General features: G+C 73.5%; 13 protein-coding genes. 4 read left to right on the top strand and 9 right to left on the bottom strand.

Features of this window, described 5'->3' with window-relative positions; genetic code table 11:
• Positions 1 to 36: 36 nt before the first annotated feature.
• The gene (locus OO54_RS26675) at positions 37 to 1,302 is read right to left on the bottom strand and encodes a cytochrome P450 (RefSeq protein ID WP_033207289.1); all 1,266 of its coding nucleotides are present in this window, start codon (positions 1,300 to 1,302) and stop codon (positions 37 to 39) included.
• Positions 1,303 to 1,531: 229 nt separating this feature from the next.
• On the opposite strand from OO54_RS26675, the gene OO54_RS26670 reads away from it, so the two are divergent.
• Entirely contained in the window at positions 1,532 to 2,701 is a 1,170-nt protein-coding gene (locus OO54_RS26670) for a steroid 3-ketoacyl-CoA thiolase (RefSeq protein ID WP_017239065.1), read from the top strand.
• A 33-nt stretch (positions 2,702 to 2,734) separates the two neighbouring features.
• Here OO54_RS26670 and OO54_RS26665 read toward each other — a convergent pair whose 3' ends face one another.
• The 8 genes from OO54_RS26665 to OO54_RS26630 form a co-directional block, all read right to left on the bottom strand.
• Positions 2,735 to 3,826 (bottom strand): NAD(P)H-dependent flavin oxidoreductase, encoded by a 1,092-nt coding sequence (locus tag OO54_RS26665; protein ID WP_051787199.1) that lies wholly within the window; start codon positions 3,824 to 3,826, stop codon positions 2,735 to 2,737.
• Between the two features lie 181 nt (positions 3,827 to 4,007).
• On the bottom strand, positions 4,008 to 4,409 hold the full coding sequence (locus OO54_RS26660) for an aggregation-promoting factor C-terminal-like domain-containing protein (RefSeq protein ID WP_033207287.1): 402 nt from the start codon (positions 4,407 to 4,409) through the stop codon (positions 4,008 to 4,010).
• Positions 4,410 to 4,753: 344 nt separating this feature from the next.
• The gene (locus OO54_RS26655; protein WP_234439481.1) at positions 4,754 to 5,605 is read right to left on the bottom strand and encodes an ECF transporter S component; all 852 of its coding nucleotides are present in this window, start codon (positions 5,603 to 5,605) and stop codon (positions 4,754 to 4,756) included.
• Positions 5,602 to 7,359, bottom strand: coding sequence for an ABC transporter ATP-binding protein (locus OO54_RS26650; RefSeq protein WP_033207286.1), 1,758 nt, complete (start codon positions 7,357 to 7,359; stop codon positions 5,602 to 5,604). Before OO54_RS26650 ends, OO54_RS26655 begins: the two co-directional genes overlap by 4 nt.
• Positions 7,356 to 8,591: an energy-coupling factor transporter transmembrane component T family protein gene (locus OO54_RS26645; RefSeq protein ID WP_033207285.1), complete on the bottom strand. Its 1,236-nt coding sequence runs from the start codon at positions 8,589 to 8,591 to the stop codon at positions 7,356 to 7,358. The genes OO54_RS26650 and OO54_RS26645 overlap by 4 nt, the downstream gene beginning before the upstream one ends.
• Positions 8,588 to 9,283 carry an SCO2322 family protein gene (locus OO54_RS26640; protein ID WP_051787198.1) on the bottom strand — a complete coding sequence of 232 codons (696 nt, stop codon included), beginning with the start codon at positions 9,281 to 9,283 and terminating at the stop codon, positions 8,588 to 8,590. The genes OO54_RS26645 and OO54_RS26640 overlap by 4 nt, the downstream gene beginning before the upstream one ends.
• Positions 9,280 to 10,530 (bottom strand): SCO2321 family membrane protein, encoded by a 1,251-nt coding sequence (locus OO54_RS26635; RefSeq protein ID WP_033207284.1) that lies wholly within the window; start codon positions 10,528 to 10,530, stop codon positions 9,280 to 9,282. The genes OO54_RS26640 and OO54_RS26635 overlap by 4 nt, the downstream gene beginning before the upstream one ends.
• Positions 10,531 to 10,791: 261 nt before the next feature.
• A complete protein-coding gene (locus tag OO54_RS26630; protein WP_033207283.1) occupies positions 10,792 to 11,829 on the bottom strand; it encodes a Strvi_7410 family MBL fold metallo-hydrolase in 1,038 nt (345 codons plus the stop codon).
• Between the two features lie 119 nt (positions 11,830 to 11,948).
• Here OO54_RS26630 and OO54_RS26625 point away from each other — a divergent pair, with 119 nt between their 5' ends.
• The 3 genes from OO54_RS26625 to OO54_RS26615 all read left to right on the top strand — a co-directional run bounded on the left by OO54_RS26625 (position 11,949) and on the right by OO54_RS26615 (position 14,300).
• Positions 11,949 to 13,409 carry an aldehyde dehydrogenase gene (locus OO54_RS26625; RefSeq protein WP_033207281.1) on the top strand — a complete coding sequence of 487 codons (1,461 nt, stop codon included), beginning with the start codon at positions 11,949 to 11,951 and terminating at the stop codon, positions 13,407 to 13,409.
• Positions 13,409 to 13,642 (top strand): ferredoxin, encoded by a 234-nt coding sequence (locus tag OO54_RS26620; RefSeq protein ID WP_026058179.1) that lies wholly within the window; start codon positions 13,409 to 13,411, stop codon positions 13,640 to 13,642. The genes OO54_RS26625 and OO54_RS26620 overlap by 1 nt, the downstream gene beginning before the upstream one ends.
• A gap of 73 nt (positions 13,643 to 13,715) precedes the next feature.
• The gene (locus OO54_RS26615) at positions 13,716 to 14,300 is read left to right on the top strand and encodes a hypothetical protein (protein ID WP_051787197.1); all 585 of its coding nucleotides are present in this window, start codon (positions 13,716 to 13,718) and stop codon (positions 14,298 to 14,300) included.
• Positions 14,301 to 14,302: the final 2 nt, after the last annotated feature.

Raw genomic sequence — 14,302 nt, 5'->3', positions numbered from 1 at the left:
GGGTCGGACGCGCGCGGGGATGATCCGGTTCCGGGGTCAGGCGGAGGTCGTCGTCCGGACCCGGAGTTCCTTCACTCCGTTCAGCCAGGCGGCCCGCAGCCGGCGTGGTTCGCCGGCGAGGGTGAGGTCGGGCAGGGCGTCGGCGATCGCGTTGAAGATCAGCTCGATCTCCTTGATCGCGAGGGACTTGCCGAGGCAGAAGTGGGGTCCGCCGCCGCCGAAGCCGAGGTGGGGGTTGGGGTCGCGGGTGATGTCGAAGCGTTCGGGGTCGGTGAAGACCTCGGGGTCGTTGTTGGCGGAGGAGTAGAAGAGCCCGACGCGGTCTCCCTTGGCGATCTTCTGTCCGCCGATCTCGGTGTCCTGGGTCGCGGTCCGCTGGAAGGAGACGACGGGGGTGGCCCAGCGGACGATCTCCTCGGCGGCGGTCGCGGGGCGCTCCCGCTTGAAGAGCTCCCACTGGTCGGGGTGGGTCAGGAAGGCGTGCATGCCGTGGCTGATGGCGTTGCGGGTGGTCTCGTTGCCGGCGACGGCGAGCAGCAGCACGAAGAAGCCGAACTCGTCGGAGGAGAGGTTGCCCTGCCCTTCGGCGGCGACGAGCTGGCTGACGATGTCGGCGGCGGGGCACTCCTTGCGGGCGGCGGCCATGTTCATCGAGTAGCCGATGAGTTCCATGGCGGCCTCGGCGCCGATCTCCTCGGTGATGGCGTACTCGGGGTCGTCGTAGGCGACCATCTTGTTCGACCAGTCGAAGATCCGGGAGCGGTCCTCCTGGGGAACGCCGATGAGTTCGGCGATGGCCTGGAGGGGCAGCTCGACGGCGACGCGGGTGACGAAGTCGAAGGTGCCGTCGGCGTCGGCGCCGCGCTTCGCCTCGGCGACGATGGCGTGGGCGCGGTCGCGCAGTGCGGTCTCCAGGTTCCGGATCGCGCGGGGGGTGAAGCCGCGCTGGACGATCTGACGGACGCGGGTGTGCTCCGGCGGGTCCATGTTGAGCATGATCAGCTTCTGGACCTCGATCTGGTCCCGGCTGATGTGCTCGTTGAAGCGGATGACGGCGGTGTTCTCGTTCGAGGAGAACAGCTCGGGGTGCGTGGAGACGTACTTGACGTCCGCGTGGCGCGTGACGGCCCAGTACCCGCCGTCCTCGAAGCCGGTGACGCCGGCCGGCTGGGGGCACCACCAGACGGGCGCGGTCTGCCGCAGCCGGGCGAACTCCGGGAAGGGGACGCGGTCGCGGAGCAGGTCGGGGTCGGTGGCGTCGAACCCCTCGGGGAGCCCTTCGGGGAGATGGGGGCAGGGCATCGGCAACACTCTCCATATCTGATGGGCCATCAGAAGTTGCTGGGAAAGTTAGTAACGAGTTCTACAAGTAGCAAGGGTCGGGGCGGGAACTGTTGCGTCCCGGACCCTTGCGTACCGGCGGTAGCAGTCATAAGACTGCACTCAGAACTAGAACGCGTACTAGTTCCCCCGTGACGCCGACCGACCGGGGTGCCGGGACACCCCGTCCGGTCGAGGAGAGGACGAGCTCATGGCCGCGGAACCCGTCATCGTCGAAGCCGTACGCACCCCCATCGGCAAGCGCGGAGGCGCGCTCGCCAACCTGCACCCCGCCTACCTCCTGGGAGAGACCTACCGCGAACTCCTCGGCCGCACCGGCATCCACGCCGACTGCGTCGAGCAGATCGTCGGCGGTACGGTCACCCACGCCGGCGAGCAGTCCATGAACCCGGCGCGCACCGCCTGGCTCACCATGGGCCTGCCCTACGAGACGGCCGCCACCACCGTCGACTGCCAGTGCGGCTCCTCCCAGCAGGCGAGCCACATGGTCGCCAACATGGTCGCGGCCGGCGTCATCGACATCGGGATCAGCTGCGGCGTCGAGGCCATGTCCCGCGTCCCGCTCGGCTCCGGCTCCAAGCACGGCCCCGGCAAACCGTTCCCCGACGAGTGGAACGTCGACCTGCCCAACCAGTTCGAGGCCGCCGAACGCATCGCCCGCCGCCGCGGCCTCACCCGCGAACGCGTCGACTCGCTCGGCCTGCTCTCCCAGGAACGCGCCGCGACCGCCTGGTCCGAGGAGCGCTTCAAGCGCGAGACCTTCGCCGTCCAGGTCCCCACCACCGAGGCGGAACAGGCCGCCGGACAGGGCATGTGGCGGCTCGTCGACCGGGACGAGGGCCTCCGCGACACCACCATGGAGGGCCTCGGCCGACTCAAGCCGGTCATGCCCGCCGCGATCCACACCGCGGGCAACTCCTCGCAGATCTCCGACGGCGCCTCCGCGATCATGTGGGCCTCCAAGCGGATGGCCCGCGCCCTCAAACTCCGCCCCCGCGCCCGGATCGTCGCCCAGGCCCTCGTCGGAGCCGACCCGCACTACCACCTCGACGGGCCGGTCGACGCGACCCGTGCCGTCCTCGGCAAGGCCGGGATGAGCCTCAAGGACATCGACCTCGTCGAGATCAACGAGGCCTTCGCGTCCGTGGTGTTGAGCTGGGCGCAGGTCTTCGACCAGGACCTGGAGAAGGTCAACGTCAACGGCGGCGCCATCGCACTCGGCCACCCCGTCGGCGCCACCGGCGCCCGGCTCATCGCCACCGCCCTGCACGAACTGGAGCGCTCCGACAAGGAGTTCGCGCTCATCACGATGTGCGCGGGCGGGGCGCTCGCCACCGGGACGATCATCCAGCGGCTCTGACCCGTCCGCCGCCGGGCGTCCGCCCGGCGAGCGTCATCCGGTGGCCTTGACCGTCTGCTCCACGAGTGCGGAGAGGTAAGCGGCGGCCGAGGGCGACTCGTGGGCGAGCGCGGCGGCCTGGCCGGCCCAGAGGTTCACGTACTCGGGCCGGCCCTGTTCGGCGGCGGCCCGGCGGATCGGCTGCATCAGCGCGTTCTGCACGGGGTACGGGGGCACGTGCTCCTCGTGGGCCGCCATGTCCCGGACGAAGCCGTTCGGGATGCCCCGCGCCGTACGCCCCGAGAACAGCCGGGTCAGCACGGTCGTACGGGACCGAGGGGTGCCGAGGGCCCGGCGGTGGACGTCGCTCGCCCCCGACTCGCGCGCGGCGAGGAAGCCGGTGCCGATCTGGACGGCGTCCGCGCCCAGCGCGAGCGCGGCGGCGACCCCGCGCCCGTCGGCGATCCCGCCCGCCGCGACCACCGGGACGGACACCGCGTCCGCCACCTGCGGGACGAGCGAGAAGGTGCCGACCAGGGACTCCCGTACCGGCCGCAGGAAGGCGCCCCGGTGACCGCCCGCGTCGCTGCCGGAGGCGACGACCGCGTCCACCCCCGCCTGTTCCAGGGCCACCGCCTCGTCGACCGTGGTCGCCGTGCCGACCACCACGATCCCGCGCCGCCGGGCCTCCGTGACCAGGCGGCGCGGCGGCGGGCCCATGACCAGGCTGATCACGGGCGGGGCCGCGGCGAGCACGGCGTCGAGCTGCTCGTCGAAGTCCGGCCGGGCCCGTACGTCCCCCGCTTCCGGGGCCCGTACGCCCAGCTCCTCGTAGTACGGCCGCAGGCGCTCGACGTGCTCGGCGAGCGCGGCCGCCGGCAGCCCGCGCCCCTCGCCTTCCTGCGGCACCCAGAGGTTCACGGCGAACGGGCGGCCGGTGGCCGCGCGGAGCCGGGCCACCAGCGCGGTGATCTCCTCGGGGGTGTGGATGTGCGCCCCGTACGAGCCGAGGCCGCCGCCCTCGGACACCGTCGCGGCGAGCTCGACGGAGGACAGGCCGCCGCCGAAGGGGCCCTGGACGATCGGCAGCGGGACCCCGACGAGCTCACCGAAGCGGCCGGGCGGGAGGGTGGGGTGCGCGGACACGGGCAGCCTCCGAAGTGGGTCGCGGCGGGACCGTTCGGTGGGGTCCGCCGCCGATGTCAGGAACCCTAGACGAAGCTAGACGACCGGTCTACTAAATGTAGCGCGCGAAAAACGCCGCAGGCCCCGCCCCTCCGAGCGGAGGGCGGGGCCTTGCGGATGCGCTGTGCGGCGGCAGGGACTCTTAGTACCAGCCGTTGGCCTGCCAGAACGCCCAGGCGGCGTTCGGGGAGCCGTAGCGCTCGTTCATGTAGTTCAGGCCCCACTTGATCTGGGTGGCCGGGTTGGTCTTCCAGTCGGAACCGGCCGAGGCCATCTTCGAGGCCGGCAGGGCCTGGACCAGACCGTAGGCGCCGCTGGACGAGTTGGTCGCGGTGTGGTTCCAGTGCGACTCGTGCTCGACGATCTTGCTGAAGGACGCGTACTGCGAGGCGGGGACGATCTCACGAGCGAGGTCCTGCGGGCTGGCGGCCGAAGCCGAGCCCGTCGTGCCGAGCACCGCACCCGACGCGCCCAGCAGCACGGCTGCGGTGGCGGCGAAGGTCTTCTTGCGGGCAACGACGCGAGTGGTGAGCGAGCGGATCAACGTATCTGCCTAACGTCGGGAACAAGGGCTGCGCCAGGCGATTTCGGCAAGCCGGAACCAGAGCCCGGGAGACCCGGGAACTGGAGGGAACCGGCCGTCCGAGGCGTTGCGGTGAGCACCGGCTGCCTGGCGACGTCCACCAGACAAGCAGGGCCGCCGGGGCCGGGGCAAGGGCCCCATGTACGAGGCAGGTTCGGACCCGGGCGCATGGTCCCCGGGGTGGGTGTGGGGCGTTTGCGCAGGTCGTGGCCCGGTGTGGGGCGGTTTGTATGGGTACCACCGGTCTACTATTCCGGCTCGTACGTGACGTAGGTCCTGTGGGGCGCCTCACCCGCGGCAGGCCCTCACGGGCCCTCGAATGTGACCTGGGCCTCGAAGTTCGCCCGCCGCGTGGCCCGCCGCAGCGCCCGGAGCAGCGTGCCGCCGACGGTGACGGTCAGGACGACGGTGAGGGCGGCGCGGCCCAGGTCCCAGCCGAGAGAGGTGGCCAGCACGTACGCGAGGAACCGGACCAGGTTCTCGTGCAGCGGGGCACCCGGCTGGAAGGACACCCCGGAGCTCAGGCCCTGGAGCAGGACCCAGCCCTGCAGGTTCATGACCGTGCCGTACGCGAACGCCGCCACGAAGCCGTACGCGGAGAGCATCAGCAGCTCGCCCCGGCCCCGAAGACCCCGCGCGCCCGGCAGCAGGCCCGCCCCCATCGTGAACCAGCCCATCGACAGCATCTGGAACGGCATCCACGGCCCCACCCCGCCCGTGAGCAGGGCCGACGCGAACATCGTCACCGCCCCCAGGACGAAACCGAACCCCGGGCCCAGGACCCGGCCGCTCAGCACCATCAGGAAGAACATCGGCTCCAGACCGGCCGTCCCCGCCCCCAGCGGGCGCAGCGCGGCCCCCACGGCGGCGAGCACGCCCAGCATCGCCACCGCCTTCGCGTCCATCCCGCAGTCGGCGATCGTCGCGACCACCACCGCGACCAGCAGCGGCAGCAGCGCCGCGAACAGCCACGGCGCGTCCCCGGCGTGTGACGTGACCGCCGAGCCGGCGTCCGCGAACAGCGGCCAGCAGAACGCGATGACCCCGACCACGGACACCAGGACGAGCGCCGTCACCGAACGCGGCCCGAGCCGCACCGGGCGCGAGCCCGCCGCCCGCACGTCCGCGGGCCGGCTTTCCACGGGCCCCGTGCTCACAGCGCCGCCTCCACCTGTTCGACCGTGAGCCAGTGCTGCGGGGCCAGGATCTTCGCCACCTGCGGGGAGAAAGCGGGTGAGGACACGACCACCTCGGCCGTCGGGCCGTCCGCCACCACCTCCCCGTCCGCGATGATCACCACCCGGTGCGCCAGCTCCGCCGCCAGCTCCACGTCGTGCGTGGCCAGCACGATCGCGTGCCCGTCCGCCGCCAGCGTCCGCAGGTGCGCGACCAGCCGCGCCTTCGCCGCGTAGTCCAGACCCCGGGTCGGCTCGTCGAGCAGGAGGAGGGGAGGCCGGCCGGTCAGCACCACGGCGAGCGCGAGGGCGAGGCGCTGCCCCTCGGAGAGGTCACGGGGATGGGTGTCGTCCGCGACCCCCGGCAGCAGTTCCTCCACCAGGGCCCGGCAGGTGCCGGGCTCGGCGTTCGCGTCCCCGTCCGCCGCCGCGCACTCGGCCGCGACCGTGTCCGCGTACAGCAGGTCCCGCGGTTCCTGCGGGACAAGGCCGACCTGCCGGATCAGCTCACGGGGATCCGTGGTGTGCGGGGTCCTGCCCGCGACACGGACGGTGCCGGTGGTCGGGGCGATCATCCCCACGAGGGAAGAGAGCAGGGTGGATTTGCCCGCGCCGTTGCGGCCCATGAGCGCGACGGTCTCGCCCTGCGCGACATGGAGGTCGATGCGGCGGAGGGCCTCCACGCGGCCGCGACGGACACCGAGGCCTTCGGCGAGTACCAGGGGGCCGGTGGGGGTGAGGCCGGTGGGGGTGGGTTCGGTGGCTCGGGTGCGGCGCCGCCGGAACAGGGAGAATCCCCCGCCCCACCCCTTCCCGGATCCGGGGACGCCGCCCGCGGACCCCGGCGTCTCGAACGCCGGCGGGGCCGGGTTGCGCCGAGCGTCCGCCACGAGGAGCGGACGAGGCCCGTCCGGAAGCCCCGCGGGGCTGCGCCCCGCCAGTCGCTCCCTCAGCTCGCCCGACCTCCGGCGCGCGTCCCGCACCGTCAGGGGCAGGGGGGCCCATCCCGCCAGGCGGCCGAGTGCCACCACCGGCGGATGCACCGGTGAGAAGGCCATGATGTCGGCGGGCGGGCCCATGACGCCGTCCGGGAGGAGGAGGACCTGGTCCGCGTACTGGACGACCCGTTCCAGGCGGTGTTCCGCGAGGAGGACCGTCGTGCCCAGGTCGTGGACGAGGCGCTGGAGGACGGCGAGGACGTCCTCCGCGGCTGACGGGTCGAGCGCGGAGGTGGGCTCGTCGAGGACGAGGACCTTGGGATGCGGGGTGAGGACGGAGCCGATGGCGACGCGCTGGCGCTGGCCGCCGGAGAGGGTCGCGAGCGGGCGGTCGCGGAGTTCGGCGAGACCGAGGAGGTCGAGGGTCTCCTCGACGCGGCGGCGCATGACGGCCGGGGGAAGCCCGAGCGACTCCATGCCGTAGGCGAGCTCGTCCTCGACGGTGTCGGTGACGAAGTGGGCGGACGGGTCCTGCCCGACCGTGCCGACGAGGTCGGCGAGCTCGCGCGGCGGGTGCGTGCGGGTGTCGCGGCCGTCGACGGTGACCCGGCCGGTGAGGATGCCGCCGGTGAAGTGGGGGACGAGGCCCGAGACGGCGCCGAGCAGGGTGGACTTGCCGACGCCGGAGGGGCCGACGAGGAGGACGAGTTCGCCTTCGGGGACGGTGAGGTCCACGTCACGGAGGGTGGGTTCGGCGGCGTCCTCGTACGTCACGGAGACCTTGTCGAAACGGATCACGTGCTCTCCTTGGGGACGGGCGCGACGAAGGCCGGGAGGAGGCCGACGAGGATCGACGCGGCCGGCCAGAGCGGCAGCTCGGGCGCTTCCAGGGGGACGACGCCGGGGTGCAGGGCGTCGGGCGCGTACGAGTTCGCCCAGATCATGAGGACGGCGACGGCCACGCCGGAACCGGAGACCAGCCAGGCGCGGGCGCCCCAGCGGTCGGGCCGGTAACGGGTGCGGAGGGTGCGGCGACCGCCGAGACGGAGGCCGGCCAGGGCGGCGAGGAGTCCGGCGCCGAGGAGCGGCAGCCCGTATCCGGCGCCTTCCGCGGCGAGGAGCCCGTACGAGCCGGCGCAGACGCCGAGCAGGCCGCCGAGGGTGAGGACGTTCGTGGTGCGGCGGACGGAGGCGGGGACGCGGGCCGTCCGGCCGTAGCCGCGGGCGTCCATGGAGGCCGCGACGGCGATCGACCGCTCCAGGGCGCCTTCGAGGACGGGCAGTCCGATCCGGAGGACGGCCCGCACCCCGCCCGTGGTGCGGCCGCGGAGACGACGGGCGGTGCGCAGCCGGGCGACGTCGGCGACCATGTTCGGCGCGAAGGTCATCGCCACGACGACGGCGACCCCGGCCTCGTACAGCGCCCCCGGCAGCGACTTGAGCAGGCGCGCCGGGCTGGCCAGGGCGTTCGCGGCACCCACGCAGATCAGCAGGGTCGCCAGCTTGGCGCCGTCGTACAACGCGAACACCAGCTGCTCGGCCGTCACCCGGCCGCCGATCCGGACGCCCTGCGCCCAGTCGGGCAGCGGCACCTCGGGCAGCGTGAACAGCATGTGCGTGCCGGGGATGGGGGAGCCGAGCAGCAGCGAGAAGACCACCCGCAAGGCGACGACGAACAGGCCGAGCTTCACGAACGCGCCGTACGAGCGGGCCCAGGGCGCGTCCGTGCGGCGGGCCGCGACGACGTATCCGGCGACCCCGACGAGCAGGCCGAGGAGGAGCGGGTTGGTGGTGCGGGAAGCGGCCACGGCCAGGCCGAGTGCCCACACCCACCAGGCTCCGGCGTGCAGGGCGTTCGCCCGGCTCGCCTCGGGCGCCGCGAACCGGGCACGCGGGGAGAGCCGGGACGTGTCAGTGGAGCGGGCCGTGGAAGTCGACCGGGCCGTGGCCGTGGACCCGGCCGTCGCCGTGGAGCGGGCCGTGCGAGTCGACCGGGCCGAGGGGGTCGAGCGGCTGCGGGCGGGGCTCATCCGCGACGGCGGGCCTTCCAGATCGCGGCGCCGCCGAGGGCCAGGACGGCCGCCCCGCCGGCCAGCACGCCGAAGGACGGACCGCCGCCGTGCCCGGGGGCCGCCGCGGGTGCCGGGCCGGTGGGGGCGGCGGACGCCGGAGCCCGCTCGTCGACCTGCTCGCCGCAGCCCCGTGCCGGATAGCCGGCGATCCCGCACAGCATGGCCGCGCTGTCGTACCGCAGCGGCTTCGCCACCGCGGCCAGCGCCTCCGCGCCCGTCGCGTCGTCGCGGACCTCCGCGCAGCCGACCTTGATCGGCTTCGCCGGCGGGGTCTCGCCGGGCGGGGCGTCCAGCGGTCCGCCGAAGTCGACGACGACCGCGATCCGCTTGCTGCCGTCCTTCTTCTCCACACCCCCGCAGATCCCCGCGAAGTCGGCGGCTGCGGACGGCTGCGACGTGTCGCTCGTGCCCTGGCTGAGCGCGAAGCGGAAGCCGATCGCGTCGCCGTCGGCGGGCCGGGCGGTCGCGGGGCCCTGGGTGGCGTACGCCCAGGGCTTCCCGCCGGAGCTCTCCCAGAACGACCAGTAGCGGTACCCGGCGGCCTGCGCCGGGGCGGCCGCGACGGCGGTGAGGGTCAGCAGCGCCCCGGCCGCGGCGCCCGCGACCCGGACACCCGTGGTGCGGGTGCCCGTTCTGGCGGTGGCGGTCACTTCTTGCGGCCGCTCACGAGGAAGCCGATGCCGACGCCGACGACCATGCCGATGCCGATGATCCACCAGATGTCGAAGCCGGAGTCCTCGTCGTCGCTGGTGGAGGACGCGGAGGTGTCCGGGGTCTTGGGCGCGGGGCCCGTGGCGTTGAGCTGCTCGACCAGGTCCGCCGTGCCGAACTCGCGCGGGTCGGTGTCCGTGGCACGGGCGGCCAGGATCAGCTGCGCGTACGCGGCGGGTCCGCTCTGCTTCGCCCAGGCGGCGGAGTTCTTCTCCAGCCACTCGAGGGCGGGCTTCGCCTCCTTGGCGGCGCCGGCCGCGGCGAGGGCCACGACCGCGTCGGCCGTGTTGCCGACGTCCGGCTTCTCGGACGTGTCGGTGGCGCCCGGCATCGGCGGGGTGGTCAGGTGGCCGGTCTTGGCGAGGGCCTTCGCGAGGTAGGAGGCGCCGTTGAGGGCGGCCCGCTCGGCGGTCGGCTTCGTCAGGTCGGTGCAGGCCGGCGGCTGCTCGGGGGAGGCCTTGGTGGCGGTGACGCCCTTGCCGAGCCCGGCGAGGGTGGCCGCGGCGGTGGCGTCGGCGTTCGCGAGGAGCTTGCCCGCCTTGTCCGGCTGGTACGCGAACGCGCCGGCGCCGTCCTTGTCGGAGCACGGCAGGGCGAAGGAGAGCAGCGCGTCGTACGGGGTGCGGCCGTCGGCGGAGGCGTACGAGCCGGGCTTCACACCGGTCGCGGCGAGCGCGCCGACCACGATCGAGGTGGAGTTGGCGTCGCTGGCGCCGCCGACGCCGTAACCCCAGCCGCCGTCCTTGTTCTGCACGGTCCGCAGCCAGTCGGTGCCGGCCTTCACGGCCTGGTCGACCTTCTCGGGCGCGGCGGCCTGGCGGCGCACGGCGCCGAGGGCCTGGACGGCGACGGCGGTGGCGTTGGTGTCCCGCATCGTCTTCGCGTCGCAGGGCGTCGCGGCGGCCGCGCGGTAGGAGGCGAACGAGCCGTCCGCGCACTGCTGGCCGAGCAGCCAGTCCACGGCCTGGTCGGCGGGCTGGTAGCCGGTGGCGCGCTGGGCGAGGAAGGCGAGCGACTGGCGCCAGACGCCGTCGTACGTCGGGTCCGTCGTGCCGTACAGGCCCGCCGGGAGGGTGCCCGTCGAGGGGGTCGGGGAGGGCGCGGCGGCGGCCGGGAGGGCTGCGGCGGTGCCGAGTACGACTGCGGCGGCGGCGAACGCGGCGGCGCCGCGGCGGACGGTGTTCATGGGGCCCTCTCCTGCGGCCGGGCACCGGCACGCCTCGGGGGCACCAGGCTCCGGCTCCGTATTCCTCGACGGTGCCGGCGGTCACGTCCCGGGCGGGGCATTCCGACTCGCCGTCCCCGTAGGGGCGGCTCACGGTTGCGGGTCAGTGCCGGTTTCGCACCGGTCTTCCCCCCGTACGGGCATGATGACGACCCGCTCACTCTACCGGCCCGTACGCCGCAGGGCCGGGGGTGCGAGGCGCCTCACACCCCCGGTGACCGGCTACACCGCGATGTACGTCACCGGTTCCGTGCCGGGCACCGCTTCCGCCCGGCCGAGCTTCACCAGGCGGCGGAGATGGGCCTCGGCCTCGCTGACGGCGATGTTGCGGGAGCCGTACGGGATCCGGTCCCAGGGGCGGTTCCACTCCATCCGTTCGGCGAGCTGCCAGGGGGTGAGCGGAGCGGCGAGGAGGCCGAGGAGGCCGGTGAGGCGTTCCTCGTGGTGGTCGAGGAGTTCGCGGACCCGGCCGGCGGCGTCCGCGAAGGCGTACTGGTGGGCGGGGAGGACCTCGGCGACGCCGAGCCGGCCGATCCGTTCGAGGGAGTTGAGGTAGTCGCCGAGAGGGTCCGTCGCGGTGGCGTCGTCGGGATCCTCGTAGAGGCCGATGTGCGGCGAGATCCCGGGCAGCAGGTGGTCACCGGAGAACAGCCGGCCGTGGCCGGGCAACCCGGCCGGGTGCTCCTCCTCCAGGTGGAGGCAGACGTGCCCCGGGGTGTGGCCGGGCGTCCAGACGGCGCGCAGCCGCCGGCCTGCCAGGTCGAGGAGCTCGCCGGGGACGATCTCGCGGTCGGGGAGGGCCGAGCGCAGGCCGGGCAGGGTCCGCATGCGGCCGGCGGCGCGGGCGGCCCGCAGCGGGGCGATGTGGTCCTCGGGCGCGCCGACCGCGGCCAGTTTGCGGGCGAGGTAGTCGAACCAGGTGCCCGGTTCGGCCTCGCGGGTCCGGCGGACGACCGCCGTGTCGGCGGCGTGCATGGCGATCCACGCCCCCGACTCCTCCCGGACCCGACCGGAGAGTCCGTGGTGGTCGGGGTGGTGGTGGGTGATGACCACCCCGTGGATCTCCCGGACGTCGAGGCCCAGCGCACCCAGGCCGCCGGTGAGTTCGGCCCAGGAGGCGGGGTCGTCCCACCCGGTGTCGACGAGCACCGCACCGCGGTCGGTGTCGAGGACGTGGACCAGCGTGTGGCCCAGCGGGTTGTCCGGGATGGGCACCCGCAGCGACCAGACGCCTCCGCCGTGCTCGGTCACCTGGGTCATGAGCGTCCTCGTCTCTGTGTACCGGTACGACCATTGCCCACCATAACTAGAACTGGTATCAGTTCTGAAGCATCGTCAGGAACTCAGGGGCAATTCCATCTCCTCGGGAGGCAGCGGTCATGACCGAGCTTGTGGAGCACGGAAGGCTGTTCATCGGCGGGGAGTTGACCGAACCGCTCGGCAGTGGCGTGATCGAGGTGATCTCGCCGCACACCGAGGAGGTCATCGGACGGGTCCCGCACGCCTGCGAGGCCGACGTCGACCGGGCCGTCGCGGCAGCGCGCCGGGCGTTCGACGAGGGGCCGTGGCCGCGGATGACGGTCGAGGAGCGGATCGCCGTCGTCACCCGCATCAAGGACGCGATCGCCGTGCGGTACGAGGAGATCGGCCGCGTCATCAGCGCGCAGAACGGCTCCCCGTACTCCTGGTCCGTCCTCGCCCAGGCGCTCGGCGCGATGATGGTCTGGGACGCGGCGATCACCGTCGCCCGGGACTTCCCGTACGAGGAGCGGCGGAGTGGCGTCCTCGGGCCGCTGCTCGTCCGGCGGGAGCCGGTCGGCGTCGTCGCGGCCGTCATCCCGTGGAACGTGCCGCAGTTCACCGCCGCCGCCAAGCTGGGGCCCGCGCTGCTCGCCGGCTGCACGGTGGTCCTCAAGCCGTCGCCGGAGGCGCCGCTCGACTCCTACCTCCTGGCGGAGATCGCCACCGAGGCCGGACTGCCCGAGGGCGTCCTCAGCATCCTGCCCGCCGACCGCGAGGTCAGCGAGTACCTCGTCGGTCACCCCGGTGTCGACAAGGTCTCCTTCACCGGCTCGGTCGCCGCCGGCCGGAGGGTCATGGAGGTCGCCTCGCGCAACCTCACCCGCGTCACCCTCGAACTCGGCGGGAAGTCCGCCGCGGTGATCCTGCCCGACGCGGACACGGCGACCGCCGTCGCCGGGATCGTCCCGGCCGCCTGGATGAACAACGGGCAGGCGTGCGTGGCCCAGACCCGCATCCTCGCCCCGCGCTCGCGGTACGAGGAGATCTCGGAGGCGTTCGCCGCCGCGGCCGGCGCGCTCGTCGTCGGCGATCCGCTCGACCCGGCCACCCAGGTCGGTCCGCTCGTCGCCGAGCGCCAGCGGCAGCGCTCCCTCGACTACATCGCCATCGGCCAGCAGGAGGGAGCCAAGATCCTCGCGGGCGGCGGCCGTCCGGCCGGCCTCGAACGCGGCTGGTACGTCGAGCCGACCCTCTTCGGCGGCGTCGACAACTCCATGCGGATCGCCCGCGAGGAGATCTTCGGTCCGGTCATCTGCCTCCTGCCGTACGAGGACGAGGCCGAGGCCCTCCGCATCGCCGACGACTCCGAGTTCGGGCTCAGCGGCAGCGTCTGGACCGGTGACGTGGAGCGCGGCATCGACTTCGCCCGCCGGGTCCGCACCGGCACCTTCAACGTCAACACCTTCAGCCTCGACATGCTCGGCCCCTTCGGCGGCTACAAGAACTCCGGCCTGGGCCGGGAGTTCGGCCCCGAGGGCTTCGGCGAGTACCTGGAGCACAAGATGATCCACCTGCCCGCCGGCTACGGGGACGCGTGATGGGCGACCGCTGGCGCGTCGAGGTCGACCGGAGCGTCTGCATCGGCTCCGGCATGTGCGTCAACCACGCCCCGGACGGCTTCCGCCTCGACACCGCCCGCCAGTCCCACCCGCGGGAGCCGGAAGCGGACGCGGGCGAACGCCTCCTCGCGGCCGCCGAGGGCTGCCCGGTCGAAGCCATCCTGATCACCCTCGCGGACGGCGGCGAACCGGTCTATCCCCCGGAGGAGTAGCCGCTCCGGCCCGTGGCACACTGCTCCCTCGATCACGGGGCGTCCAGCCCCGTGACCTGGGAGGGGACGAGCTGTGTACGGGAAGAGGGGGGCCGCCGTCGCGGTCCTGGCCATGGTCGTGGCCGTCGGCGCCACGGGCTGCGACGGGAACGCGAGCGGGACGGGAGCGGCGGGCCCGGCGCCCGTCGCACCCCGTACGGAGGGGGCGGGCCAGGCGCCCGTCGCCCCCCGCCCGGCGGGGACCGGCCCGCTCACCAAGGCCGCGGTGCAGGCGGACATCGACACTTCGGTCGCGGACGCGGGCAGCCCGCCGGCCGACCCGGACTGGGCCGGCATGGCGGACCGCGGCCCCGGCAAGGGCTGCATGGTCACCTACAAGGGCTACGGCACGGAGGACGCCCCCGTGGGCGTCCCCCAGTACGAGGCGCTGGTGCGCGAGTTGAAGGAGCGGGGCTGGGAGCAGTACGGGGAGCGGATGGAGCGCAGGGCCGAGGATCCGGCCCAGACGGTCATCGACGTCCAGACGGTCCTGGATCAGCGCGGCTGGAGAGTGACGACCGAGTACCGGGCCGGAAACGACCACGGCGATGTCAAGGCGATGGCCTACGACGTCGCCTGCGCGAAGAAGACCGGCTTCATCAAGAACCCGATGGGCTGATC

The organism is Streptomyces wedmorensis (assembly GCF_000716445.1).
GTDB lineage: Bacteria > Actinomycetota > Actinomycetes > Streptomycetales > Streptomycetaceae > Streptomyces > Streptomyces wedmorensis.
The sequence above is the reverse complement of the archived record's forward strand: the minus strand, read 5'-3'. Positions and strand labels throughout refer to the sequence as shown.

What these genes read in the sequence shown, in the direction of transcription:
- OO54_RS26670 (WP_017239065.1), top strand. Translation starts at nt 1,532, where the DNA reads ATGGCCGCGGAACCCGTCATCGTCGAAGCCGTACGCACCCCCATCGGC.
- OO54_RS26630 (WP_033207283.1), bottom strand. Translation starts at nt 11,829, where the DNA reads ATGACCCAGGTGACCGAGCACGGCGGAGGCGTCTGGTCGCTGCGGGTG.
- OO54_RS26645 (WP_033207285.1), bottom strand. Translation starts at nt 8,591, where the DNA reads ATGAGCCCCGCCCGCAGCCGCTCGACCCCCTCGGCCCGGTCGACTCGC.
- OO54_RS26620 (WP_026058179.1), top strand. Translation starts at nt 13,409, where the DNA reads ATGGGCGACCGCTGGCGCGTCGAGGTCGACCGGAGCGTCTGCATCGGC.
- OO54_RS26625 (WP_033207281.1), top strand. Translation starts at nt 11,949, where the DNA reads ATGACCGAGCTTGTGGAGCACGGAAGGCTGTTCATCGGCGGGGAGTTG.
- OO54_RS26635 (WP_033207284.1), bottom strand. Translation starts at nt 10,530, where the DNA reads ATGAACACCGTCCGCCGCGGCGCCGCCGCGTTCGCCGCCGCCGCAGTC.
- OO54_RS26675 (WP_033207289.1), bottom strand. Translation starts at nt 1,302, where the DNA reads ATGCCCTGCCCCCATCTCCCCGAAGGGCTCCCCGAGGGGTTCGACGCC.